Raw genomic sequence first — 23,985 nt, forward strand, 5'->3', positions numbered from 1 at the left:
GGCAACAGCATAGTGCAAACGCTTACAGGCCCGCTAGGGCGCGGATCGAAACGGTTCGAAGGCTATTCGCCGATGACGACATTCACCGGGGTTTCACCGCGCAGCATCCGGTCGATCTGCCCGCGGACGAGACGAGCGATCCGTGGGTTCATCGCGGTGGACGCTCCGCCGATGTGCGGTGAGAGAAGCACGCCAGGCGTCTTCCACAAGTCATGCTCGGGGGGCAGGGGCTCGGGGTCGACGACGTCGAGTGCCGCGCGGATGCGTCCCTGCTGGCGCACGAGCGCGTCGCTGTCGATCAGGGTGCCGCGGCCGACGTTGACCAGCAGCGCACCGTCGGTCATCTTCTCCAGCAGCGCGTCGTCGAAGAGGTGGTGCGTGGCGTCGCCCCCGGGGAGCGCGAGGATGACGATCTCGGCATTCGGCAGCAGAGCAGGCAGCTCGTCGATCGCATGCACCTGCACGCGTCCGAGCCGCTCATGCCAGACCGGACGCGCGGTGCGCGCGACGACGGTGAGATCGATCTCGAAGGGCTCCAGGCGCATGGCGATCGCCTCGCCCACGCCGCCGAAGCCGACCAGCAGCACCCGGCGATCAGCGAGACTCTCGGCGAACACCGGCGACCACTCGCTGTTCTGCTGCGCGAGGATGAACCGAGGGAGCTGTCGCTGTGCGGCAAGCGTCAGCGCAAGCGCGATCTCGGCCGTGGACGCCTCGTGCACGCTCGCGGCATTCGCGTAGCGCAGACCTTCGGGTAGCTGGTCAGTGACACCGTCGTACCCGATGGATTGGCTCTGTACGAGGCCGATGTCGAGCCCTTGGAGTGCACCGAGCACCGTGCTGTCGCTCAAGTAGGGCGCAACCACCAGGTCGATCTTCTCGCGCGGGGGTGGGGACTGCAGGTCCCAGACCTCCAGCTCCACTCCCTCGGGCAGGGCGCCGAGGTTCTCGGCCAGTCGAGCGGTGGGAACGGTGACGAAGAGACTCACGCTTCGAGCCTAGCGAGGCGGCGAACCTATCGGCCGCCGCATCACCGGAGTACGCTCGGCCCAAGTCACCAGCCGGCGCCGAAGCCTACGCGGCGACGCGGGCGACCGCAGCGACGGCGCTCGCGAAGAAGCCGAGGCCGTCTGTGCCCGATCGCATGGCGGCGTCGGTGTCGGGGCCGAAGCCCGCCTCTGTCGCGTGCTCGGGGTGCGGCATGAGGCCCACGACATTTCCGGCTTCGTTCGTGACGCCGGCGATATCGCGCAGTGATCCGTTGGGGTTGACGCCCGCGTAGCGGAAGGCCACCAGGCCCTCGCCCTCGAGGCGATCGAGAGTCTCATCGGAGGCGATGTAGCCGCCCTCGCCGTTCTTCAGCGGGATGACGATCTCCTGGCCCCGGCGGAAGGTGTTGGTCCAGGCGGTGTCGGAGTTCTCGACCGTGAGCTTCTGGTCGCGACGCACGAAGTGCTGGTGGTCGTTGCGGATGAGCCCGCCGGGCAGCAGGTGCGCCTCGACGAGCATCTGGAAACCGTTGCAGATTCCGAGCACCGGCATTCCGGATGCCGCGGCATCCTTCACCTCGGACATGATCGGCGAGAGCGCGGCGATCGCGCCGCTTCGCAGGTAGTCGCCGTAGCTGAAGCCACCGGGAAGGACGAGCGCGTCGACGCCTTCGAGGTCGTGCGATCCGTGCCAGAGGGCGACGGGCTCGGCGCCGGCAAGGCGGACAGCGCGCTGCGCGTCGCGGTCGTCGAGCGATCCAGGCCAAGTGATGACGCCGATGCGGACGCTCACTCGACCACCTCGATGCCGACGACGTCCTCGATCACGGAGTTCGACAGCACGTCTTCGGCGATCTTCTTCGCCTCTGCCAGCACAGCGTCGGTGACCTCGCCGTCGACAGTGAGCTCGAAGCGCTTGCCGATGCGCACATCGCTGAAGCTCGTCACACCCTGGCGTGAGAATGCGCCGGAGACGGCCTTCCCCTGGGGGTCGAGCAGTTCGGACTTGGGCATGACGTCGACGACGATGGTGGGCATGAACGGCTCCGGAAGTCGCGGGAAGGCGGGCACGCCCAGTCTAGTGTGCGTGCGAGTGCGCGTCAGGAGTGGAAGACGGTGTGTAGATCGCCGACGGCCTCGCGGCCGCCGAGCCCGTCGATCTCGAAGAGCACCGAGATGCCTGCGACGTGGGATCCCAACCGTTCGATGAGGTGACGACCGGCGGCGAGCGTGCCACCAGTGGCGAGCACGTCGTCGATGAGCAGAACACGCGAGCCCTGGGGCAGGTCGTCGTGCATCTCGATGGTGGCGGTGCCGTATTCGAGTGAGTAATCGACGGATGCCGCGGGGCGAGGCAGCTTGCCCGCCTTGCGGATCGGGATGAGGCCGACACCCGCTGCGATCGCCGCGGTGCCGGCGATCAGGAATCCTCGTGCTTCGATTCCGGCCACGTAGTCGAAGGTTCCCGCGAAGGGCTCGATCAGCGCTTCTGTGGTCGCGCGCAGCGCATCGTGATCGGCCAGCAGTGGCGTGATGTCGCGGAAGAGGATCCCCGGCTCCGGGTAGTCCGGGATGCTGCGGATCAGAGATTCGGCGCGGGCGAGGGCAGAAGAAAGTTCACGGGACGGCACCGGTCAAGGCTACCGGCCTCTCCTGAGGTGGCACTTGACAACCTTGGGAGCGCTCCCATACAGTTACTCAACGATCGTGGGAGCGCTCCCACGTCACAGAGCCAAGCAGTGAAACCCCACCCGCACAAAGGAGTGAATCGTGAACACATCCATCCGTCGACGCGTGCTGACAGCAGCGTCCGTCGCATCCGTAGCAGCTCTCGCCCTGGCCGGTTGCGCCTCAGGCGGCACCGACTCCGGCGCTGAGGGAGATGCCGACGCAGACGTCACGCTGACCGTGACGACCTTCGGCACCTTCGGCTACGACGACCTGTACAAGGAGTACGAGGACCTGCACCCGAACGTCACCATCGAGGCGACGAACATCGACACGGGTGGAAACGCTCGTACCGACGCTTTCACCAAGATCGCCGCAGGCTCTGGCCTCAGCGACATCGTCGCGGTCGAAGAGGGCTGGCTCGGAGCCATCATGGACGTCTCCGACACCTTCGTCGACCTGAAGGACTACGGCATCGAGGACCGCAAGGGCGACTGGGTCGACTGGAAGTACGCTCAGGGCACCGACGCCGACGGCCGCGTGATCGGCTACGGCACCGACATCGGCCCTTCGGGCATCTGCTACAACGGCGCGGCCTTCGAGGCCGCCGGCCTCCCGAGCGACCGCGAGTCGGTTGCCACGCTGCTCGACGGCGACTGGGAGAACTTCTTCAAGGTCGGCCAGGAGTACACCGACAAGACCGGCAAGGCCTGGTACGACCACTCCGGCTTCGTCTGGAACTCGATGGTCAACCAGCTCGACGAGGGTTACTACACCGCTGACGGTGAGCTGAACGTCGAGGGCAACAAGGAGCTCAAGGAGCGCTTCGAGCTCCTGGGTGCTGCAACCGAGGGCGGCCAGTCGGCTGCTCAGGCGGCATGGGACTGGAACGGCGGAAAGTCGTTCGTCGACGGCACGTTCGCGACCTTCGTCTGCCCCGGCTGGATGCTGGGTGTCGTTCAGGGTCAGGTCGAGGCTGGCGGCGGCGACGCATCGACCGGCTGGGACTTCGCAGACGTCTTCCCCGGCGGAGCGGTCAACTGGGGTGGAGCATGGCTCACGATCCCGGAGACCTCGGAGCACAAGGAAGCAGCCGCTGAGCTCGCTGACTGGCTGACGCAGCCCGAGCAGCAGGTGAAGCAGTCGGTTGCCGCTGGCAACTTCCCCTCGACCATCAAGGCGCAGGAGTCCCTCGCGGCCGACGCCACCCCGAACGCGTTCTTCAACGACGCACCCACCGGTGCGATCCTGGCCGAGCGTGCCAAGGGCGTTGTCGCGCAGTTCAAGGGCGCAGATGACTCGATCATCCAGGAGAACGTCTTCGGACCGGCACTCAGCAAGCTCGACCGCGGTGAAGTGAACACGCAGCAGTCGTGGGATGAGGCCATCTCGCTGCTGAACGAACTCGTCGGCTGATACCGAAGCATCCACTGTTCGTGATCTCGTCTCGGCCCCGGCTCGCCCGGCGGCCGGGGCCGGGACGAATCACATCTTCGACGTCAAGGACACAATCATGACTCTCACTGCCCCACCCAAGGATCGTGTGGTCGCCACCGCCGATCCGGCGGTTGCCGGTAAACGACGTTCTTGGCGTCATCGCGTATCCCGGTTCGACCAGAACGCCTCGCCCTACCTCTACATTTCGCCGTTCTTCCTGCTGTTCGGCCTCGTCGGACTGTTCCCGCTGCTCTACACGGTGTACGTCGCAGTCTTCGACTGGGACCTGCTCAAGGGCCAGGGCGACTTCGTCGGGGCAGGGAACTTCATCGAGGTTCTCGGCGACGCGATGTTCTGGAACTCGATCTTCAACACGTTGAGCATCTTCCTGCTCTCAGCCATCCCGCAGCTCGCGGTCGCGCTGATCGTGGCCTACCTGCTCGACCGTGGCCTTCGGGCCCCCACGTTCTGGCGGATGAGCATCCTCATCCCCTTCGTCGTCACCCCTGTCGCGGTGGCGATCATCTTCTCGAGCATCTTCAATGAGGCCGACGGCCTCGCCAACAATCTTCTGAACCTCATCGGAATCGTCGACCAGGAGTGGAAGCACAACACCTTCCTCTCGCACATCGCGATCGCCACGATGGTCAACTTCCGCTGGACCGGCTATAACGCGCTCATCCTGCTCGCCGCGATGCAGGCCGTGCCGCGCGACCTCTACGAGTCCGCCGCGATCGACGGCGCCGGCCCCATCCGCCGCTTCTTCTCGATCACCATTCCCACCATCCGACCGACCCTCATCTTCGTGATCATCACCGCGACGATCGGTGGCCTGCAGGTCTTCGCCGAGCCTCGGTTGTTCGACGTATCCACCGCCGGCGGCATCGGCGGCAGCGACCGGCAGTTCCAGACCACGGTGCTGTTCCTGTGGGAGATGGCATTCTTCCGCCGCAATCTCGGCGAAGCATCCGCCGTTGCGATCCTGCTGTTCGTGCTCATCGTGGCGATCGGTGTGATCAACTTCCTGCTCACCCGCGGGATATCCACCGGTGACGCACCGAAGAGCCGCGCGGCCAGGCGCCGCGCCCGAAAGAGCCAGGCCAAGACAGGAGCACAGCGATGACCGCGACACAGGCCCTCAGCGTGCCGGAGAAGATCCGTCGTCGCAGCAGCAGCAGCGGTGGTGTCGCAGGCGTCGGCAGCCGTCCTGGCTTCCTCACCTACGGGCTGCTGGCAGCCTTCATCATCGGCAGCGTCTACCCGCTGTGGTGGTCGGTGGTCGTCGCCAGCGGCACCAACTCCACCCGCGGCGAGACGCTGCCGCTGATCCCCGGCGGCAATTTCTTCGCGAACGCCGCCAAGGTCTTCGACGCCATCCCGTTCTGGCTGGCCCTGGGCAACTCGGTCATCATCTCGACGGTGATCACGCTCTCGGTCGTGACCTTCTCTACTCTCGCCGGATACGCCTTCGCGAAGCTGCGCTTCCGCGGTCGCGAGGGACTGATGATCTTCGTCGTCGCCACGATGGCCATTCCCACGCAGCTCGGCATCATCCCCTTGTTCATGGTGATGCGCGAGATGGGCTGGACCGGATCGATCGGCGCCGTGATCGTGCCGACGCTGGTCACCGCCTTCGGGGTGTTCTTCATGCGCCAGTACCTCGTCGATGTCATCCCTGACGAGCTCATCGAGGCGGCACGCATGGACGGTGCGAACCAGTTCCGCACCTTCCTCACGGTCGGAATCCCGGCCGCGCGCCCCGCCATGGCGATCCTCGGCCTGTTCACCTTCATGACGGCGTGGACCGACTACCTGTGGCCGCTCATCGTTCTCTCTCCCCAGAACCCGACGCTGCAGACAGCGCTCAGCCAGCTGCAGTCCGGTTACTACATCGACTACTCAATCGTGCTCACCGGTGCGGTGCTCGCGACCCTGCCCCTGCTGATCCTCTTCGTGGTCGCGGGCAAGCAGCTGGTCAGTGGCATCATGGCTGGCGCGGTGAAAGGATGACCTTTATGACCAGGCATTTCCCCGAGAACTTCCTCTTCGGTGCGGCCACTGCCGCCTATCAGATCGAGGGTGCGGCGTTCGAAGACGGCCGCACCGCCTCGATCTGGGACGAGTTCTCCCGTGTGCCGGGAACGGTCATCGGCGGCGACAACGGCGACGTGGCGTGTGATCACTACCACCGCTACGAGAGCGACGTCGCGATGATGAAGGAGCTGGGGCTTCAGACCTACCGCTTCTCGACGTCGTGGGCACGAGTGCGCCCAGACGGTGGCGCCGTCAACGAGAAGGGCGTCGACTTCTACAAGCGCCTCGTCGACGAGCTGCTCAGCGCGGACATCATGCCGTGGCTGACGCTGTACCACTGGGACATGCCACAGGCGCTGCAGGAGAACGGCGGCTGGACGAACCGCGACGTCGTCTCGCGCTTCCTCGACTACGCCGGAACCATGCATGATGCGCTCGGCGACCGCGTGAAGGTGTGGACGACGCTCAACGAGCCGTGGTGCTCGTCGTTCCTCTCTTATACGGGTGGCGAGCACGCCCCCGGTCACACGAGCATCAGCGAGGGGCTGCTGGCAGCGCACCATCAGCTGCTCGCGCACGGTGAGACGATCCGCGAGCTGCGCTCGCGCGATGCATCGCTCAACCTCGGCATCACGCTGAACCACACAGTCGCCGACCCCGCCGACCCGAATAACGCGGGTGACGTGGATGCTGCGCGCAGAGTCGACGGACAGTTCAACCGCTGGTTCCTCGACCCGATCTATCGCGGAGAGTACCCCGCCGACATCATCGAGGATTTCCGTGCGGTCGACGCGGATGCCGTTGCGCAGTTCGAGGCCGCGATCCACGAGGGCGACCTCGAGACGATCTCTCAGCCGATCGATACGCAGGGCGTCAACTACTACCACGGTGATTTCCTCTCGGGCACCGCGCAGGAGAACCCGCCGCTGCCCGGCGGTCCGGCCACCGAGCGCAAGGGACGCAGCCCGTACCCCTCTGATGCCGGCATCCATGCGGTCGAGCGGGGTCTTGAGCGCACGGCGCAGAACTGGGAGATCCAGCCGGAGGGCCTCACGCGCCTGCTGCACCGTCTCTCGGACGAGTACGCCGCCGAGCGCGACGTGACGCTCTACGTCACCGAGAACGGCGCGGCCTTCAACGACGTCGTCGCTGAGGACGGCCAGGTCCACGATGCTGATCGTGTCGCGTACGTGCGCGCTCACCTGTCGGCAGTGCTGGATGCCGCAGACGCCGGCGTCGACGTGCGAGGGTTCTTCTACTGGTCGCTCATGGACAACTATGAGTGGGCCTGGGGATATGACAAGCGCTTCGGGATCGTGCGCGTCGACTACGACACTCAGCAGCGCACGGTGAAAGACAGCGGTCGCGAGTACGCTCGGATCATCGCCGCACGCTCGCTCTGACTGTCGGAGAGGCGGCAGAAGGGAGAGCCGTGGTCTCGCGCGCGACGATTGAAGAGGTGGCGACTGCCGCTGGGGTGTCCCGGTCGACGGTGTCCCGTGTCGTGAACGGGTCAACGTCTGTGAGCCCGGCGGCACTCCACGCTGTGCAGTCGGCGATCGCCGAGCTCAGCTACGTGCCCAATCGTGCTGCCCGTTCGCTGGCTTCGCGGCAGACGAACGCGATTGCGCTGATCGTCCCTGAAGACACCACGCGCTTCTTCGGCGACCCGTTCTTCGCGTCCATCGTCGCCGGGATCACTGCGGCGCTGGGCGGTTCGGACTATCTGCTGAACCTGCTCATCGCCAGCGACGACCCCGGCGACAAGATGACGAGCTTCGTGCGCAATGGCGGCGTCGACGGCGCACTGATCGTCTCGCACCACACGAGTGACGCGTTCGTCGAGCGCATGTCAGACGCGCTGCCCGTGGTCTGGGGTGGCCGGCCGCAGCGTCAGCGAGCGAGCGAGTATGTCGTTGACGTCGACAACATCGCTGCAGGACGCATGGCGACTCAGTATCTGATCGACCTCGGCCGCACGCGGATCGCGACGATCGCGGGTCCGGCGACGATGCTCGCCTCTGTCGATCGAAGTGAGGGTTTTCGGGCGGCGCTCGCGGATGCCGGGCTCGCTCCCGTCGCTGAGGTCGCAGGCGACTACAGCGAGGGCAGCGGTGCGCAGGCTGCTCGGCGCATCCTCGCAGACGGTCAGCCTGATGCGATCTTCGTCGCCAGCGACCTCATGGCGCGCGGAGCCATCACGGCCCTGCGCGGGGCGGGCCTGCGGGTTCCGGAGGATGTGGCCGTGGTCGGCTTCGACGACTCGCCTGTCGCTCTGAACGCAGACCCACCGCTGACGACCGTGCGACAGCCGATGTACGCCATGGGCGAGAAGATGGCGGCCGTGCTGCTGTCGAGGCTCCGTGGCGAAGAGCCGCCGCCTGTGACGATTCTGCCGACTGAGCTGGTGGTGCGCGCCTCGGCGTGAGGGGGCAGGCGCCCCGTCACGCGACCAGCTGCGCCTTGAGAGTGTTGTTCCACGGGTCGCTGAACGTCAGCGTGCGCCCGTCGTCGGCGACCTGGGTGCCGAAGTGCTTCAGCCGTTCGCCGAGGGCTCCGAGGCTGTCGGCATCCGGCAGAGCGAGGTCGACCTGACCGAGCCCGAGTGCCGGCATCCGGGGTCCTGCGCCCCGGGAGTTCCACACGTTCATCGCCATGTGGTGGTGATAGCCGCCGGCACTGACGAACAGGGCCTGCTCTCCCATGGAGAGGGTCGCATCGAATCCCAGGCGCTGTACGTAGAAATCGCGTGCGGTGGCGACATCGCCGACCGAGAGGTGCACGTGCCCGACGCGGGCGGGCGCCGTGTCGGCCGGGTCCTCGCCGAGGTGCTCCTGGAGGAAGGCATTCGGGTCGAGGTACAGCGTGGCCATCTCGACCTGGCCGTGTGTCCACGACCACTCCGAGCGGTCGCGGTCCCAGTACAGCTCGATTCCGTTGCCCTCGGGATCGGTGAGGTAGAACGCCTGGCTTACGAGGTGGTCGGCGCTGCCGGTGAAGGTCTGCGGTGCGCGCTGGGCGACCGAGAGAAGGGCGGATGCCAGTGCCGCCTGCGACTCGAAGACGATCGCGGTGTGGTAAAGGCCTGCCGACCCACGGGTGGCGTGCTTCAGGCTCGGCGAGTGCTGCAGGATCACGATCGGCACACCCGCTCGCCCGAGGGTGACGGTGTCGCCCTCGGCGCCCAGCACCTGAAGAGTGATGATGTCACGGTAGAAGGCCGTCATCGCGTCGAGGTCGGCGACGAACAGGGTGACCGCACCCATTGTTGTTGCCTCGGCAAGTTTTTTCGTCATGACAGGTGAAACGGCGACAGGCACGAAAGTATTCCGAGTATCGTCTGGATCATGCCCATGATCGATCTGAACTCGGATCTCGGCGAGAACGTTCCGAGTCGTGTCATCAGCGACGACGCCGCGATGCTCGAGATCGTCAGCAGCGCGAACGTGTCGTGCGGCTTTCACGCCGGGAGCACTACGGGCATCCGCGAGACGCTCGCGACCGCTGTCCGCCACGGCGTCGTGATCGGCGCTCACCCCGGGTATCGCGACTACGAGAACTTCGGCCGCACCGAGATGGATGTGGACTCCGCAACCCTGCAGGCCGATGTCGAGTATCAGCTCGGCGCGCTGATGGGGCTCGCCTCTGCCGTCGGCGGCAGAGTGCAGTATGTCAAGCCGCACGGTGCGCTGTACAACGCCATTGCCCACGATCCGCGACAGGCGGCCGACGTCGTCGCCGCGATCCGCGCGATCGACCAGACTCTCGTTCTGCTAGGGCTCTCCGGCGGCGTCGTCCTCGACATCGCGTCGAGGGCAGGGCTTACCGTGGCATCCGAAGCATTCGCCGACCGCGCCTATCGCCCGGACGGGCAGCTCGTCTCTCGCTCGCACGAGGGCGCCGTGCTGCACGACCCTGCCGTGGTGGCACAGCGCATGGCGCGGTTGGCGCACGAAGGAGTGATCCGCGCGATCGACGGCACCGACGTACGCGTTCACGCGCAGTCGATCTGCGTGCATGGCGACAGCGCGGGGTCGGTCGCCATGGCCGCAGAGACGAAGCGGATGCTGCAGCAGAACGGCATCACGATCGCCGCCTTCGCCGGCGGGTGACCGGATGCGTATTCTCACGGCATCCGATCGCGCCCTCCTTGTCGAAGCGGCCGACCTCGACGAGGCGATGCGATGGAACCTCGCCTGGCGCGGGCTGCCTGGCATCATCGAGCAGATTCCCGGCGCGCGGACCGTGCTCGTGCACTTCGACCCGGCGCGAACGTCGGCGGCCGCGCTGGCAGAGCTGCTGGAGGCGACCGAGCCGCAGGACGAGCACGCACGACCCACGGGCGAGGTGACGATCCCCGTGCAGTACGACGGAGACGACCTCGCTGAGACCGCCTCTCTTCTCGGCGTCTCGACGGATGCGCTCGTGAGCCGGCACCTCGCTGCGCACTGGCGAGTGGCGTTCTCCGGGTTCGCACCAGGATTCGGGTACATCATCGGTAGCGATCCGCTGTTCGATGTGCCCCGGCGCCTCTCACCTCGTACGCGAGTGCCTGCGGGAGCGGTGGCGCTCGCCGGGCCGTTCACCGGGGTGTATCCGCGAGAGAGCCCTGGCGGTTGGCAGCTCATCGGACGCACGGATGCCGTGATGTGGGACCTCGATCGTGAGCCGCCTGCCCTGCTCGTGCCGGGAATCGCGGTGCGGTTCCAGAGGCTGAGCGCCGATCACGTGCAGCTTTCCCCGGCCGCTGAGCCTGTCGAAGCGTCCGGCAATCGGGTGGAGGTCATCCGCACCTCCCTGCAGCTGCTGGTCCAGGATGCCGGCCGTCCTGGACGCGCGAGCCTCGGAGTCTCGGCATTCGGCGTGGCGGATCGCACGGCCATGCGCGATGCGAACCGCGCCGTCGGCAATGATCGAGGCGCCGCGGTGCTGGAGAGCGTCGGGGGAGCAGTGCTGCGTTTTCACGGTGAGGGGGTCGCCGTGGTGACGGGAGCCGTGGGCGAGCTGGCAGTGACGAACCGCGTGGGTGAGGTGCGTGACATCGTGCACGGCAGCCCGTTCGCCACAGCCGACGGTGATGAGCTCGAGCTGGGGTATCCGACGCGGGGTCTGCGCTGCGTCATCGGAATCCGCGGCGGGGTGCGGGTGGCATCCGCTCTGGGCAGTCGCTCTAGCGACACCCTTTCCGGGCTCGGCCCGCCGCCGCTCGCAGCCGGCGATGTCGTCGGTGTGGGAGCGCCGCCCAGGCGGGCTGTCGATCCCACGGTGGTGACGCGCGAGCTGCCGGCGCCGGGTGACCTCGTCGAGCTCAGCATCACCCTGGGTCCGCGGGATGACTGGTTCACAGCATCCGCTCTTCACACACTGACGACGCAGGAATGGCTCGTCACGCCACGGGCCGATCGCGTCGGCATTCGTCTGCAGGGTGAGGTGCCGCTCGAGCGCGCCGTGGCCGGAGAGCTGCCGAGCGAGGGTGCGGTGACCGGCGCGATTCAGGTGCCCGGTGACGGGCAGCCGGTGCTGTTCCTGCCCGATCACCCGCTCACCGGCGGCTACCCGATCATCGGCGCGCTCACCGATTCCTGCCTCGACCTCGCGGGGCAGCTGCCGCCGGGCGCGCGGGTGCGATTCCGCGTCGGCTGAGGTCGCGGCATCCGTCCCCTCCGGCGTTGCACTTGCCGGAGCGTGTTACGCCCACCGGAGGTTGTGGCCGGATTCCTCCGCCGTGCGCAACATGCTCCGCCGTGCGCAACATCTGCTGTGCCGGATGCTGCCTACTCCGGGTCGCCGCCGAGCGGGCCGACCGCGGGGATCGGGCCGCCATCGTCCGCACCCGAGCGGCGCCAGCGGGCGATCGCGTTGCCCAGGTGGTAGATGAGCAGGGCGGCGACCGTGCCGACGACGATCGCACCGAGCTGGAATGCACCCCACGACATTGCGAAACCACCGACGGCGATCACGAATGACACCGCCACCGTGTACTGGTTGACCGGACGCGAGAAGTCCACGCGGTTGTCGACCCAGATCTTGATGCCGATGACGCCGATGAGGCCATACAGGGCGGTGGTCACCCCTCCGAGGACTCCCGCGGGGATCGTGTTGAAGATCACGCCGATCTTCGGCGAGAACGCCAGCAGGATCGCGGCGAAACCTGCCACCCAGTACGCGGCCGTCGAGTAGACGCGGGTCGCGGCCATGACCCCGATGTTCTCGCCGTAGGTGGTGGTCGCTGATCCGCCGAAGCCACCCGCGAGGGTCGTGGCGACACCGTCGGCGATGAGGGCACGGCCGGTGTGCTTGTTGATCGACGGGTCGTTGGTCATCGTCGCGACACCGCGGACGTGGCCGACGTTCTCGGCGATGAGCACGAGGACGACCGGGAGGAACATCGGCGCGAACGCCCACGCTCCGGGGTCGGCGACCGCGGCGAGGTGGAAGTCGGGCAGCCCGATCCAGGCCGCTTCTGCGACGCCGTCGAACGTCACCTGTCCGGTGAAGATCGCGACGATGTAGCCGACGATCACGCCGAGGAAGATCGAGATGCGGCCGAGGAATCCGCGGAAGAACACGCTGAACAGCACGACGGCGATCAGGGTGACCGAGGCGAGCTCAGGCTGCAGCGTGAAGTTGTTCCACGCCGCGGGGGCGAGGTTGAAGCCGATCAATGCGACGATCGATCCCGCCACGACTGGCGGCATGAAGCGGTCGACGAAGCTGATGCCGACCGCCTGCACAAGGAACCCGACTCCTGCGAGCAGGACTCCCACCACGAGTACGCCGACCAGAGCCTGGCCGATCTGCTGCGGGGTCTCGAGGGCGCCGCCGCCGTTGATCGCCGTGATCGGGGCGAGGAAGGCAAACGATGAGCCCAGGTAGCTGGGGAGCCGGTTGCGCGTGATGATCAAGAACAGCAGCGTGCCGATTCCCGAGAACAGCAGCGTCGTCGAGACCGGGAAACCGGTGATGATCGGGACCAGGAAGGTCGCACCGAACATCGCGACGATGTGCTGTGCGCCGATGGCGAAGGTTGCGGGCCAGTTCAGGCGCTCTTCGGGCTTGACGACCTGGTCGGGGGCGACGTTACGACCATCGCCATGAATCTTCCACACGGGCATGCGTGCTCCTCAGTTTTCGGGTTCGGAGCAACATTAGCGATTGCTGAGCGTTCGCTGTGCATGGCGCGGTCCGGGCGTGACAGAAAGGGGCCAGCGTGACAGAAACGGGTCCCGCCGTCCAGCCCTACGCGGTCAGGCGCTTGATGAGCTCGCGATATCGTGCGGCGGTGCGCTCGACGACCTCTTCGGGGAGTGCGGGCGGCTCACCCTGCTTGTCCCAGTTCGCGGCCAGCCAGTTGCGGACGATCTGCTTGTCGAAGCTCGCCATCCGCTCGGACGGGGTCTGTCCGGACTCCCAGGCCGCGGCATCCCAATACCTCGAGGAGTCGCTCGTGAGCACCTCGTCGGCCAGGCGCAGCGTGCCTTCCGCATCCGTTCCGAACTCGAACTTGGTGTCGGCGAGGATGAGGCCGTGCTCCCCGGCGATCGACGCGGCGCGCGCGTAGATCGCGAGCGATGCGGCGCGCAGCTCCGCCGCGCGCTCCGCACCGACGAGCTCGATCGTCTTCTCGAAGGTGATGTTCTCGTCGTGCTCACCCATCGGCGCCTTATAGGCCGGGGTGAAGATCGGCTCGGGCAGACGGTCGCCGTTCTGAAGCCCTGCCGGAAGCGGGATGCCGCAGACCGTGCCGCTCTCCCGGTACTCGATCCAGCCGCTGCCGGTGATGTACCCGCGCACGACGCACTCGATCGGCAGCATCTCCAGCGATTGTGCGAGCATCGCCCGGTCAGAGACCTCAGCGGGGATCTCCCCCTGTGCGAGATGGTTCGGGAAGTCGAGCTGCGCGAACCACCAGCGGCTGAGCTGCGTGAGCAGGGCTCCCTTCTCGGGGATGCCGGGGGAGAGCACGAAGTCGAATGCGCTGACCCGATCGGATGCCACGACGAGGATGCGAGTGTCGGCGGGATCCGCTGAGGCGTACAGATCACGGACTTTGCCGGAGTAGAGATGACGCCAGCCGGGGATGCTGTTCGCTTCGCTCGTAGGAGTGCTCATGCGCCCATTATCCCCGTCCCGACGGCGGTGTCGGGACTCGGGTGTACCGTTGCCGGGGTGAGCGACGCCACTGCATCCCGAGCGGGAGCCGACCAGACGCCCGAGCGCAGCCCTTGGCCCGCACTGTGGGCGCTGGTAATCGGATTCTTCATGATCCTCGTCGACACCACCATCGTCAGTGTCGCGAATCCGGCGATCAAAGAGGCGCTCGACCCGAACTCCAACAATCTCGACCGCGTGGTGTGGGTCACCAGCGCCTATCTGCTCGCGTATGCGGTGCCGCTGCTGATCACCGGACGCCTCGGCGACCGGTTCGGACCGAAGAACATCTATCTCGTAGGTCTCGCGATCTTCACGCTTGCCTCGCTGTGGTGCGGGCTGTCCACGACACTGGACGGGCTCATCTGGGCGCGCGCCGCGCAGGGCATCGGTGCCGCGCTGCTGACACCGCAGACCATGGCCGTCATCACCCGCACCTTCCCGCCCGAGCACCGCGGCGCGGCGATGGGGCTGTGGGGCGGAGCATCCGGTGTCGCGATGCTCGTCGGCCCGCTCGCCGGTGGATTCCTCGTCGACGGTCTCGGCTGGGAATGGATTTTCTTCATCAACCTGCCGGTCGGTGTGGTGGGTTTCGTGCTGGCATGCATCCTCGTACCGAAGCTCGAGACGCACAAACACCGCTTCGACATCCCTGGTGTCTTCCTCAGCGCCATCGCGATGTTCCTCATCGTGTTCGGGCTGCAAGAGGCCGAAGCTTACGACTGGGGTGTCATCTGGGGGCCGATCTCGGTGTGGGGCCTGATCATCGCCGGTGTCGTGGTGCTGGGGCTGTTCCTCTGGTATCAGTCGCGCACCAAGAACGAGCCGCTCGTGCCGATGGAGCTGTTCCGCAATCGCAACTTCGCCTGGTCGAACATCACGATCGTCACGGTCGGGTTCACGGTGACCGCACAGGGTCTGCCGTTGATGTTCTTCCTGCAGACCGCCCGTGGGCTGAGCCCGACCGAGGCTGCCCTGCTGCTGATTCCGATGGCGATCGCCGCTGGCGTCGTCTCGCCGTTCGCCGGCCAACTGCTCGACCGCATCGATCCGCGCGTCATGCTCGTACCCGGACTGCTGCTCGTGTCGCTCTCGCTGTTCCTGTTCGCGGCGATGATGAACGTCGATACTCCGATCGGCTGGTTGCTGATCCCCTCTGCGATCCTCGGTTTCGGGAACGCCGGCATGTGGGGTCCGCTGGCGACCACGGCGACCCGCGACCTTCCGATGCATCAGGCTGGTGCTGGTGCCGGCATCTACAACACGATGCGTACGATCGGGTCCGTGCTGGGGTCGGCCGCGATCGCCGTGTTCATGCAGAGCAGGCTCGTCGCGAATCTGCCCGGCGCAGAGGAGGCGTCGGGCGGGTTCGGCGAGGGTCAGATGCCGGATGCTGTCGCAGGACCCTTCGCCGAGGCGATGGCGCAGACCATGCTGATGCCGGCGGCGGTCATTCTTCTCGGCGTTGCCGCCGTGTTGTTCCTGCGCCGGCCTGCGCACCTGGGTGTGCGCAACAAGGGCGTGCGAAACAAGTAGGCGCCGGTTTGCGGGCATCTGATCGGTCGTGATGGGCTATTGCGATGACGATCGCACTCACCCGCCCCACGACCGCTCTCTTCGACTCCTGGGCGGCGGCCGTCGCGGAGTTCGGTGGCGCGCACATCGATGGTTCGGGGATGACCGCTCCGACCAGCGGCGATCGTGAAACACTCGACGCGCTGATCGCCAAGGCCGAGCTCATCTCCGACACGAGCGTCCCCGCACCCGACGGACGGGTGCACAACGATCTGTACTGGATCACCGACGCCGGTGAGGTCGTCGGCTTCGTATCGCTCCGGCACGAGCTGAACGACTGGCTCCGTCAATTCGGCGGACACATCGGCTATGCCGTGCGCCCCTCGCACCGGCGCAGGGGGTATGCCCGCGCCGGGCTCGACCTCGCGTTGAAACGCTCGCGGGAACTCGGCCTCGACCGGGTCATGCTCACCTGCGACGACGACAACGCCGGATCGTTCCGCACGATCGAGGGCGCGGGTGGCGAGCTCGAAGACGTGATCGATGCCGCTGAGCAGGGCCACCCGCGGGTGCGCCGCTACTGGATCGCGCTGTAGCTGCAGGAGCAGCAGCAGCGCGAACCAGAGAGCAGCAGCGCGTGCTTCAGCGACCCTGGACCGCGGTCACTTCGTCGAGAAGGCGCTGTCGAATGCGGCATCCGATGGCTTGTACGTCGACAGCTTCCGCACGAACTCGAGAGCCTCCGGTGCACCGACGAGGCGGTCCATCCCGGCGTCCTCCCACTCGACAGACAACGGGCCCTCGTAGCCGATCGCGTTCATCATGCGGAACGCGTCTTCCCATGGCACATCGCCGTGACCGGTCGAGATGAAGTCCCAGCCGCGCCGCGGGTCGGCCCACGGCAGGTGCGATGACAGCCGGCCGTTGCGGCCGTTGCCCAGGCGCTTCTTCGTGTCCTTGCAGTGCACGTGATAGATGCGGTCCTGGAAGTCCCAGAGGAACCCGACCGGGTCGATGTCCTGCCACACCATGTGCGACGGGTCCCAGTTCAGCCCGAACGCCTCGCGGTGCCCGATCGCCTCGAGCGCGCGCTTGGTGGTCCAGTAGTCATACGCGATCTCGGACGGGTGCACCTCGTGAGCGAAGCGCACGCCGACCTCGTCGAACACGTCGAGGATCGGGTTCCAGCGGTCTGCGAAGTCCTGGTATCCGGCCTCAACCATCTCGTCGGTGGCGGGCGGGAACATCGCGACGTACTTCCAGATCGACGATCCAGTGAATCCGGTGACCGTCTTGACTCCCAGCGCAGCGGCCAGGCGTGCGGTGTTCTTCATCTCTTCGGCGGCGCGCTGGCGCACACCCTCAGGATCGCCGTCGCCCCAGACCTGGTCCGAGACGATGTTGCGGTGCCGCTCGTCGATGGGGTCGTCGCAGACGACCTGGCCCTTGAGGTGGTTCGAGATCGTCCACACCTTCAGCCCATTGCGCTCGAGGATGTCGAGGCGGTCCTTGATGTAGTCCGCGTCATCCCAGCGCCAGGGGTCGAGGTGGTCGCCCCAGCAAGCGATCTCGAGGCCGTCATAGCCCCATTCGCCCGCGAGTCGGGCGACCTCTTCGAACGGCAGATCGGCCCACTGGCCGGTGAACAGGGTGACAGGTCGTGACATCATCGTCCTCTTCTCATGAGATTTGTTCGGTGGTAGTTCAGATGCTCGTCCAGGCGGAGCCGTTCTGCGAGCTGCGCTCGACAGCATCCAGTACGCGCTGCACGAGCAGGCCATCGGCGAAACTCGGTTGCGGATCTGCCCCGGCGGAGATCGCCTCGGTGAGGTCCTTGACCTGGTGCGAGAAGCCGTGCTCGTAGCCGAGCATATGCCCGGTCGGCCACCAGCCGGAGACGTACGGATGCTCGGGTTCGGTGACCAGGATGCGGGTGAAGCCCTGCTCGCCCGCCGGAGCCGTGGCGTCGTAGAAGTCGAGCACGTTCATGTCTTCGAGGTTCCAGTGCAGTGCGCCGGCATCACCCGAGATCTCGATGTCGAGTGCGTTCTTGCGTCCGGTCGCGAAGCGCGAAGCCTCGAAGGTTGCCAGCGCCCCCGAATCGAGCCGGCCGGTGAACAGCGCGACGTCATCGACGGTGACCTGACCGCGTTCGGTTCCGGCGGTGCCGCTGAGGCCTTTGGACTCGGCCATCACGGGACGCTCGTCGATCAGCGTCTCGATGACCCCTGACACCTGCGAGAGCGACTGCCCGGTGACGAACTGCGTCATGTCGACGATGTGGGCGCCGATATCGCCCAGCGCTCCGGAGCCCGCGAGGCTCTTGTCGAGTCGCCAGGTCATCGGCGATTCAGGATCAGCCAGCCAGTCCTGCCGGTAGCTGGCGCGCACCTGGCGCACGGTGCCGATGCGACCGCTCGCGATCATGTCGCGCATGAGGGTGACGGCGGGAACCCTGCGGTAGGTGAAACCCACCATGGCGCGGATGCCGCGTGCCGCAGCATCCCGTGCCGCCTGCTCCATGGCCTCTGCCTCTTCGACCGAGTTGGCCAGCGGCTTCTCGCACAGTACGTGCTTGCCAGCGGCGAGTGCCGCGATGGCGATCTCGGCGTGGGAGTCACCAGGGGTGACGATGTCGACCAGGTCGATGTCGTCGCGTGCGATGACCTCTCGCCAATCGGTGGAGGTCTCGTCCCAGCCCCACTTACGGGCGGCACTCGCCGTCTTCTCGGCATCGCGCCCCACCAGCACCGCCATCTGCGGTGCGAGCGGCAGGTCGAACGCTGCCGGAGCCTGCCGCCAGCCGACGGAGTGCGCGGCTCCCATGAATCCGTGGCCGATCATGGCCACTCGCAGCTGAGTTGTCATCTTTACTCCCGGGAAATGGTGCGGGGCGGGCGCACGAAGGCGCCCGCCCCGCTTGCGTGGATCAGGACTCGAAGGCGAGCTTGATGAACTCGTCGACGTTGTCCTTGGTCACCACCGGCGCATCCAGAACGATGCGGTAGGGGACGCTCGGTGTGATCAGGTCGCTCATCGTCTTGCCCTGCGCGATGAGACGCGCCATGGCGATTCCGTCGGCAGCCTGCGTCGACGGGTAGATGACGGTGGCCTTCATCACGCTGTCGTCAGCCTTGATGCGGTCCATCATGTTGACGCTGCCTGCGCCGCCGACCATGAAGAAGTCATCGCGACCTGCCGCGTCGATCGCGGCCATGACGCCGATGCCCTGGTCGTCATCGTGGTTCCAGATCGCGTCGATCTTCGGGTTGGCCGAGAGCAGCTGGGATGCCGCGCTCTCACCGCCGGCGACCGTGAAGTCGGCTGCGACTCGGGCCGAGACCTCGAGGCCGCAAGCGTCGAGAGCATCGGCGAAGCCCTGCGAGCGGTCCTGTGTGAGCGGCAGCGAGTCGATGCCGGCGATCTCAGCGACGACGGCATCGCTCTGGCCGTCGAGCTGCTCGCAGATGTAGGTGCCAGCGCTGACGCCCATGCCGTAGTTGTCGCCGAGGATCGTGATGCGCGAGGCAAACGGGCTGGAGAACTCGCGGTCGACGTTGACGACCGGAATACCGGCATCCATCGCCTTCTGCGCAGCCTGCGTGAGGGCGGCGCCATCGGTGGGGAGGAGCACGATCGCGTCGACGTCATCGTTGATGAACTGCTCGATGGCGGCGATCTGCTGGTTGGCGTCGTTGGTGCCCTCTGCCTGGCGCAGCTCGACGTCGTCGTAGCTCTCTGCAGCGGCGATGGCGCCGGCGTTGATCGCGCCGAGCCAGCCGTGGTCGGCTTCAGGACCCGACCAGCCGATGACGACGGTGTCGCCCGAGGCGGTGTTCTCTTCGCTGGTGGTGCCCTGGTTGCCCGAGTCGGCTTCGCTCTCTGTCCCGTCGCTGGTACAACCGGCCAGCAGTGTGACGGCGAACAGTGCGGCCGCTCCGGCCATCAACGGGCGAAGCCCGCGTGTGCGCATGCTGTGCATGTCTTTCCTCCTTGAAATGTGATGCAGATGCGTGCGGCGCGAACACGGGCGATCGGGATTCGATTTCGTGCGCACCAGCACCGACAAGGTGAGGCTAGCAGAAGATGTCACAGACTGCCCAGCTTTTGTTGACCGAGAGGCAGAAGTCCGATGTGCGCCGGAAACACAGGGGAGTTGCAGCGCGCTGGTTCTGGCCTTCTGTGACTCGGCCAGCGAATGGGACCGCTCGCATTCATCGATCTGGCGTGTTATCTTCACTGCTGTGATCAAAGATGACCAGGTGACGGCATTACTGGAGATGCGCGGCGTCGAGAAGAGCTTCATCGGTGTGCGCGCGCTGCGCGGCGTCGACCTCGAGGTGCGACCGGGCGAAGTGCACTGCCTGCTCGGCCAGAACGGTGCAGGCAAGTCGACGCTGATCAAGACTCTGGCGGGGGTGCATACCCCGGATGCGGGTGAGATCCGCTGGATGGGCGAGGCCGTCGACATCGCGAACCCTCAGGCGGCGATCGACCTCGGCATCTCGACCATGTATCAGGAGCTCGACGTCGTCGACGGACTCACGGTGGCCGAGAACGTCTTCCTCGGCCACGAGTTCGATCGCTTCGGATTCACCCGTCGCAGCCATCTCGTCCGAGAGACCAGGAAGCTCTTGGAGCGCCTCGGCCACGGATCGATGTCGCCGCACACCGAGGTCGGATCCCTCAGCGCTGCGGGCAAGCAGATCGTCAGCATGGCTCGCGCGCTCTCGCACGACACCAAGCTCATCATCATGGATGAGCCATCGGCGGTGCTCGACTCCGAAGAGGTGCGCAACCTGTTCGCGGTGGTGCGCGAGCTGACCGCGCAGGGGATCGCCGTCGTCTACATCACCCATCGCCTCGAAGAGATCCGCGAGATCGGTGATCGCATCACGGTCCTCAAAGACGGCTCGACGGTCGCGAGCAACCTCTCAGTCGCCGATACACCGACCGCTGTGCTCATCAAGCACATGACCGGTCGTACCGTCGCGAACGTCTTCCCTCCGGCAGAGCCGATCGCTCCCGACGCCCCGGTGTTGCTCGAGGTCGAAGGGCTCGCGCTGGACGGGGTGTTCGACGATGTCTCGTTCTCTGTGCGGGCCGGTGAGATCGTCGGTCTCGCGGGGCTGGTCGGCTCGGGACGCAGCGAGATCATCGAGACGATCTACGGCGCGCGCAAAGCCTCAGCCGGAACCGTCCGAATCGGCGGCAAGGAGATCCCGCGCGGCTCCGTATCCGCAGCGGTCGCCGCCGGTATGGGCCTGAGTCCTGAAGAGCGCAAGTCGCAGGGGCTGGTGCTGGGCGAGCCGATCTTCAAGAACGTCACACTCTCCTCGTTCACGCGCCTGGCCAAGGGCGGACTGCTCGATGAGCGCAACGAGCGCCGGATCGCGAAAGAGCAGATCGCAGCCCTCGAGCTGCGACCCGCCGATCCCGACCGGGCGGCCGCAACGCTCTCCGGCGGCAACCAGCAGAAGATCCTGCTCGCGCGCTGGCTGGTCCACGGCAGCTCGGTGCTGCTGCTCGATGAGCCGACCCGCGGCGTGGACATCGGTGCGCGCGCGGAGATCTACGCGCTGATCCGGAGGCTCGCAGCATCCGGCCACGCGATCGTCGTCATCTCGAGCGAGATCGAGGAAGTCCTCGGTCTCGCCGACTCCGTACTCGTCGTCGGCGATGGCCGCGTCCTCACCACTCTTCCCGCATCTGAGATCGACGAGCCAGGCGTGCTCGACCTCGTCATGAAAGGAGTCGCCGCGTGAGCGTGCAGACCACACCCACAGCCCCGCTGGACTCGGCTGAGAAGACCTCGCAGCTGCGCCGACTGCTCTCCGGCTCCGTCGGTCGCAACCTCGGCCTGGTCCTGGCGCTTCTCGTCATCGTCATCGTGGGGGCGGTGACCTCATCGAACTTCTTGAACTTCGACAACGCGCTCGTGATCCTGCGTCAGGCGTCGATCGTCGGCGTCGTCAGCGTCGGCATGACGTTCGTCATCATCGCCGGTGGCATCGACCTCTCGGTCGGAGCAGTGCTGGCGCTGGCATCGGTCGTCGGCTCGCTGGCCGCGATCCAGGACATCGCCAAATCGAGTCACTGGATCGTGATCGTCATCGTGGCACTTGCGGTCGGCACGGGCGCCGGACTGATAAACGGTGTCGTGATCGCGTACGGCAACGTCGCGGCCTTCATGGCGACCTTGGCGATGATGGTGGGCGCGCGCGGTCTCGCGGAGATCCTCGCGAACAACCGCACGCTCGTGCTGAACGACCGGGACTTCGTCACTGCGATGAACGTCGACCTGCTCGGCATCGACATCCTCATCTGGATCTTCATCGTCGTCGCGCTCGTCGGCTGGTTCCTGCTGAACCGCACGACGTTCGGACGCCGCACCGTGGCGATCGGCGGTAACCCAGAGGCCGCACGCCTGGCCGGCATCAAGGTGAAGCAGCACACGATGTGGCTGTACGCGCTGGTCGGGCTGACGGCCGGCATCGCGGCTGTGATGTACCTCGGCCGCACGACGGCGGGCACGTCGACGCACGGCACTCTGCTCGAGTTGGACGTGATCGCTGCGGTCGTCGTCGGCGGCACGCTGCTGGTCGGCGGACGAGGCACGATCACCGGAACGGTGTTCGGCGTGTTGATCTTCGCCACGCTGTCGAACGTGTTCGTGCAGAACAACCTCACCTCCTCGGCGCAGGCCGTGGCGAAGGGCGTGATCATCGTCGTCGCAGTCCTGCTGCAGCAGCGTTTCGCGGTGGGTCGCTCAGGCAAGGGACGCAAGAGCCAGGGCAAGGGCGTCACAGTCGGCGGCGTAAACTTCTCCGTACCGACACAGAAGTGAGCTGACGCTCCGGGGGAGCGTCAGCAGACACGGCGCACGAGCAGCACAGGGGAAGAATGACAGGCAATCTCAGCGCTGTGGGAGTGGGCGAGCTCTTCCAGCTGCTGCGTGACGGTGTGCCCCGCACGCGCGCGGAGCTGGCGAAGTCGTCGGGACTTGCCCGATCGACGGTCGCTGCCAGGGTTGACGAGCTCATGCGAATGGGGCTCATCGCCCCCGTCGCGGATGCCGCGTCGACCGGTGGCCGCCCGCCCTCGCAGTTCGCGCTGAACCCCGCGGCGAAAGTCGTCATCGCCGCCGACATCGGCGCCTCGCACACGACGGTTGCCGTGACGGATCTCGCCGGCACCATCCTCGCGGAGCGCAGCAACACGATCGCGGTGTCGCTCGGACCGGAGCCGGTGCTTTCCTGGGTGGTCGATACGGCGAACGAGCTCATGGGCGAGGCAGGACTCAGCCGCGACCGGATCGCTGCGGTTGGAATCGGCGTGCCGGGACCGGTGGAGCACTCGACCGGTCGCCCGGCACGGCCACCGATCATGCCGGGCTGGGACGGCTTCGATATTCCGGGCTGGGTGCAGCAGCACCTCGAGGTCCCCGTGCTCGTCGACAACGACGTGAACATCTCGGCGCTCGGCGAACGCGGGGTGGGATGGCCGGGAACCGATCACCTCATCTTCGTGAAGGTAGCGACCGGTATCGGCGCCGGCATCATCTCGGATGGTCGGCTGCTCAGGGGAGCGCAGGGCATCGCCGGCGACTTCGGGCACGTTCGCATTGCCCGGGGCGCAGAGATTCCGTGCCACTGCGGGAACACCGGATGCCTCGAAGCGCTCGCCTCAGGTCCTGCGATCGCGCGGTCTCTGGCGGCGCTCGGAATCGAGGCGAAGGACGGCAACGACGTCGTCGAGCTCGTCAAGGCCGGCAATCTCGATGCGATCCAGGCGGTGCGTCAGGCGGGGCGTGATCTCGGCGAGGTGCTCACAGCATCGGTCAGTCTGCTCAATCCGTCAGTGATCGTGATCGGTGGGGCCATGGCGCGAGTCGGCGAACACCTCATCGCCGGAGTCCGCGAGGTCGTGTACACGCGCTCGATGCCCCTCGCGACGGAGGGCCTCGCGATCGTGCAGTCGGGTACAGCCGGCGAAGCGGCGGTGCGCGGGGCGAGCATACTGGCGGTCGAGTACGCTCTCTCGCCGCAGATCCTGCCGCAGAGCTTCGGCTTCGACAGCTGAAAGCCGCGCGATTCGCCGGTTCGACAGGGGGAGCGCGGCTACGCGCTGCTCAAACCTGCTCGCGCTGCAGAAGTAGTAGCCGCGCGAACAGCGAAGAGCCGCGCGAACC

At 66.5% G+C, this 23,985-nt stretch carries 22 protein-coding genes; 12 read left to right on the top strand and 10 right to left on the bottom strand.

Translation table 11 applies throughout. The features are described from left to right. Positions 1-62: 62 nt before the first annotated feature. The 4 genes from ACN0RC_RS05940 to ACN0RC_RS05955 form a co-directional block, all read right to left on the bottom strand. Positions 63-989 carry a 2-hydroxyacid dehydrogenase gene (locus tag ACN0RC_RS05940; RefSeq protein ID WP_417509794.1) on the bottom strand — a complete coding sequence of 309 codons (927 nt, stop codon included), beginning with the start codon at positions 987-989 and terminating at the stop codon, positions 63-65. Positions 990-1,074: 85 nt separating this feature from the next. Further along, a complete protein-coding gene (purQ, locus tag ACN0RC_RS05945; RefSeq protein WP_417509796.1) occupies positions 1,075-1,782 on the bottom strand; it encodes a phosphoribosylformylglycinamidine synthase subunit PurQ in 708 nt (235 codons plus the stop codon). Then, complete coding sequence (purS, locus tag ACN0RC_RS05950) at positions 1,779-2,027, bottom strand: phosphoribosylformylglycinamidine synthase subunit PurS (protein WP_417510436.1); 249 nt, start codon at positions 2,025-2,027, stop codon at positions 1,779-1,781. Before purS ends, purQ begins: the two co-directional genes overlap by 4 nt. Before the next feature lie 62 nt (positions 2,028-2,089). Then, positions 2,090-2,620: an adenine phosphoribosyltransferase gene (locus ACN0RC_RS05955; protein ID WP_417509798.1), complete on the bottom strand. Its 531-nt coding sequence runs from the start codon at positions 2,618-2,620 to the stop codon at positions 2,090-2,092. Between the two features lie 139 nt (positions 2,621-2,759). Here ACN0RC_RS05955 and ACN0RC_RS05960 point away from each other — a divergent pair, with 139 nt between their 5' ends. The 5 genes from ACN0RC_RS05960 to ACN0RC_RS05980 all read left to right on the top strand — a co-directional run bounded on the left by ACN0RC_RS05960 (position 2,760) and on the right by ACN0RC_RS05980 (position 8,556). After that, entirely contained in the window at positions 2,760-4,073 is a 1,314-nt protein-coding gene (locus ACN0RC_RS05960) for an ABC transporter substrate-binding protein (RefSeq protein ID WP_417509800.1), read from the top strand. Between the two features lie 97 nt (positions 4,074-4,170). Then, complete coding sequence (locus ACN0RC_RS05965; RefSeq protein WP_417509802.1) at positions 4,171-5,217, top strand: carbohydrate ABC transporter permease; 1,047 nt, start codon at positions 4,171-4,173, stop codon at positions 5,215-5,217. Continuing rightward, entirely contained in the window at positions 5,214-6,104 is an 891-nt protein-coding gene (locus ACN0RC_RS05970) for a carbohydrate ABC transporter permease (RefSeq protein ID WP_417509804.1), read from the top strand. Before ACN0RC_RS05965 ends, ACN0RC_RS05970 begins: the two co-directional genes overlap by 4 nt. Before the next feature lie 5 nt (positions 6,105-6,109). Next, on the top strand, positions 6,110-7,531 hold the full coding sequence (locus tag ACN0RC_RS05975; protein ID WP_417509806.1) for a GH1 family beta-glucosidase: 1,422 nt from the start codon (positions 6,110-6,112) through the stop codon (positions 7,529-7,531). A 29-nt stretch (positions 7,532-7,560) separates the two neighbouring features. Beyond that, entirely contained in the window at positions 7,561-8,556 is a 996-nt protein-coding gene (locus ACN0RC_RS05980) for a LacI family DNA-binding transcriptional regulator (protein WP_417509808.1), read from the top strand. 16 nt (positions 8,557-8,572) lie between these two features. Here ACN0RC_RS05980 and ACN0RC_RS05985 read toward each other — a convergent pair whose 3' ends face one another. Then, positions 8,573-9,424 carry a VOC family protein gene (locus ACN0RC_RS05985; protein ID WP_417509810.1) on the bottom strand — a complete coding sequence of 284 codons (852 nt, stop codon included), beginning with the start codon at positions 9,422-9,424 and terminating at the stop codon, positions 8,573-8,575. 51 nt (positions 9,425-9,475) lie between these two features. On the opposite strand from ACN0RC_RS05985, the gene ACN0RC_RS05990 reads away from it, so the two are divergent. Both ACN0RC_RS05990 and ACN0RC_RS05995 read left to right on the top strand, forming a co-directional pair. Then, positions 9,476-10,240 carry a LamB/YcsF family protein gene (locus tag ACN0RC_RS05990; RefSeq protein ID WP_417509812.1) on the top strand — a complete coding sequence of 255 codons (765 nt, stop codon included), beginning with the start codon at positions 9,476-9,478 and terminating at the stop codon, positions 10,238-10,240. A gap of 4 nt (positions 10,241-10,244) precedes the next feature. Then, positions 10,245-11,771, top strand: coding sequence for a carboxyltransferase domain-containing protein (locus ACN0RC_RS05995; protein WP_417509814.1), 1,527 nt, complete (start codon positions 10,245-10,247; stop codon positions 11,769-11,771). 131 nt (positions 11,772-11,902) lie between these two features. Here the strand turns inward: ACN0RC_RS05995 and ACN0RC_RS06000 are convergent, their stop codons facing one another. After that, positions 11,903-13,243 carry a uracil-xanthine permease family protein gene (locus tag ACN0RC_RS06000; RefSeq protein WP_417509816.1) on the bottom strand — a complete coding sequence of 447 codons (1,341 nt, stop codon included), beginning with the start codon at positions 13,241-13,243 and terminating at the stop codon, positions 11,903-11,905. 124 nt (positions 13,244-13,367) lie between these two features. After that, complete coding sequence (locus tag ACN0RC_RS06005; protein WP_417509818.1) at positions 13,368-14,240, bottom strand: phosphoribosylaminoimidazolesuccinocarboxamide synthase; 873 nt, start codon at positions 14,238-14,240, stop codon at positions 13,368-13,370. Positions 14,241-14,390: 150 nt separating this feature from the next. On the opposite strand from ACN0RC_RS06005, the gene ACN0RC_RS06010 reads away from it, so the two are divergent. Together ACN0RC_RS06010 and ACN0RC_RS06015 are read left to right on the top strand one after the other, a co-directional pair. Next, positions 14,391-15,815, top strand: coding sequence for a DHA2 family efflux MFS transporter permease subunit (locus ACN0RC_RS06010; protein ID WP_417510438.1), 1,425 nt, complete (start codon positions 14,391-14,393; stop codon positions 15,813-15,815). A 44-nt stretch (positions 15,816-15,859) separates the two neighbouring features. After that, positions 15,860-16,390, top strand: coding sequence for a GNAT family N-acetyltransferase (locus ACN0RC_RS06015; RefSeq protein ID WP_417509820.1), 531 nt, complete (start codon positions 15,860-15,862; stop codon positions 16,388-16,390). 66 nt (positions 16,391-16,456) lie between these two features. Here ACN0RC_RS06015 and ACN0RC_RS06020 read toward each other — a convergent pair whose 3' ends face one another. The 3 genes from ACN0RC_RS06020 to ACN0RC_RS06030 form a co-directional block, all read right to left on the bottom strand. Continuing rightward, complete coding sequence (locus ACN0RC_RS06020; protein WP_417510440.1) at positions 16,457-17,461, bottom strand: sugar phosphate isomerase/epimerase family protein; 1,005 nt, start codon at positions 17,459-17,461, stop codon at positions 16,457-16,459. Between the two features lie 37 nt (positions 17,462-17,498). After that, positions 17,499-18,662, bottom strand: a complete 1,164-nt coding sequence (locus ACN0RC_RS06025; RefSeq protein ID WP_417509822.1) for a Gfo/Idh/MocA family protein — start codon at positions 18,660-18,662, stop codon at positions 17,499-17,501. Positions 18,663-18,723: 61 nt separating this feature from the next. Then, on the bottom strand, positions 18,724-19,776 hold the full coding sequence (locus tag ACN0RC_RS06030; RefSeq protein WP_417509824.1) for a substrate-binding domain-containing protein: 1,053 nt from the start codon (positions 19,774-19,776) through the stop codon (positions 18,724-18,726). A 298-nt stretch (positions 19,777-20,074) separates the two neighbouring features. On the opposite strand from ACN0RC_RS06030, the gene ACN0RC_RS06035 reads away from it, so the two are divergent. The 3 genes from ACN0RC_RS06035 to ACN0RC_RS06045 are packed head-to-tail and all read left to right on the top strand — an operon-like array spanning position 20,075 to position 23,876. Continuing rightward, on the top strand, positions 20,075-21,559 hold the full coding sequence (locus ACN0RC_RS06035) for a sugar ABC transporter ATP-binding protein (protein WP_417510442.1): 1,485 nt from the start codon (positions 20,075-20,077) through the stop codon (positions 21,557-21,559). Next, positions 21,556-22,641: an ABC transporter permease gene (locus ACN0RC_RS06040; protein WP_417509826.1), complete on the top strand. Its 1,086-nt coding sequence runs from the start codon at positions 21,556-21,558 to the stop codon at positions 22,639-22,641. The genes ACN0RC_RS06035 and ACN0RC_RS06040 overlap by 4 nt, the downstream gene beginning before the upstream one ends. Positions 22,642-22,697: 56 nt before the next feature. After that, positions 22,698-23,876 carry an ROK family transcriptional regulator gene (locus ACN0RC_RS06045; RefSeq protein WP_417509828.1) on the top strand — a complete coding sequence of 393 codons (1,179 nt, stop codon included), beginning with the start codon at positions 22,698-22,700 and terminating at the stop codon, positions 23,874-23,876. The last annotated feature ends 109 nt before the right edge of the window (positions 23,877-23,985 follow it).

Source organism: Microbacterium sp., assembly GCF_048259935.1.
Classification (GTDB): domain Bacteria; phylum Actinomycetota; class Actinomycetes; order Actinomycetales; family Microbacteriaceae; genus Microbacterium.

Excerpts from the sequence above, each read along its gene's own strand:
- purS (WP_417510436.1), bottom strand. The coding sequence starts at position 2,027 with ATGCCCACCATCGTCGTCGACGTCATGCCCAAGTCCGAACTGCTCGAC.
- ACN0RC_RS05965 (WP_417509802.1), top strand. The coding sequence starts at position 4,171 with ATGACTCTCACTGCCCCACCCAAGGATCGTGTGGTCGCCACCGCCGAT.
- ACN0RC_RS05970 (WP_417509804.1), top strand. The coding sequence starts at position 5,214 with ATGACCGCGACACAGGCCCTCAGCGTGCCGGAGAAGATCCGTCGTCGC.
- ACN0RC_RS05975 (WP_417509806.1), top strand. The coding sequence starts at position 6,110 with ATGACCAGGCATTTCCCCGAGAACTTCCTCTTCGGTGCGGCCACTGCC.
- ACN0RC_RS05985 (WP_417509810.1), bottom strand. The coding sequence starts at position 9,424 with ATGACGAAAAAACTTGCCGAGGCAACAACAATGGGTGCGGTCACCCTG.
- ACN0RC_RS05990 (WP_417509812.1), top strand. The coding sequence starts at position 9,476 with ATGCCCATGATCGATCTGAACTCGGATCTCGGCGAGAACGTTCCGAGT.
- ACN0RC_RS05995 (WP_417509814.1), top strand. The coding sequence starts at position 10,245 with ATGCGTATTCTCACGGCATCCGATCGCGCCCTCCTTGTCGAAGCGGCC.
- ACN0RC_RS06000 (WP_417509816.1), bottom strand. The coding sequence starts at position 13,243 with ATGCCCGTGTGGAAGATTCATGGCGATGGTCGTAACGTCGCCCCCGAC.
- ACN0RC_RS06005 (WP_417509818.1), bottom strand. The coding sequence starts at position 14,240 with ATGAGCACTCCTACGAGCGAAGCGAACAGCATCCCCGGCTGGCGTCAT.
- ACN0RC_RS06010 (WP_417510438.1), top strand. The coding sequence starts at position 14,391 with ATGATCCTCGTCGACACCACCATCGTCAGTGTCGCGAATCCGGCGATC.
- ACN0RC_RS06015 (WP_417509820.1), top strand. The coding sequence starts at position 15,860 with ATGACGATCGCACTCACCCGCCCCACGACCGCTCTCTTCGACTCCTGG.
- ACN0RC_RS06020 (WP_417510440.1), bottom strand. The coding sequence starts at position 17,461 with ATGTCACGACCTGTCACCCTGTTCACCGGCCAGTGGGCCGATCTGCCG.
- ACN0RC_RS06025 (WP_417509822.1), bottom strand. The coding sequence starts at position 18,662 with ATGACAACTCAGCTGCGAGTGGCCATGATCGGCCACGGATTCATGGGA.
- ACN0RC_RS06030 (WP_417509824.1), bottom strand. The coding sequence starts at position 19,776 with ATGCACAGCATGCGCACACGCGGGCTTCGCCCGTTGATGGCCGGAGCG.
- ACN0RC_RS06035 (WP_417510442.1), top strand. The coding sequence starts at position 20,075 with ATGCGCGGCGTCGAGAAGAGCTTCATCGGTGTGCGCGCGCTGCGCGGC.
- ACN0RC_RS06045 (WP_417509828.1), top strand. The coding sequence starts at position 22,698 with ATGACAGGCAATCTCAGCGCTGTGGGAGTGGGCGAGCTCTTCCAGCTG.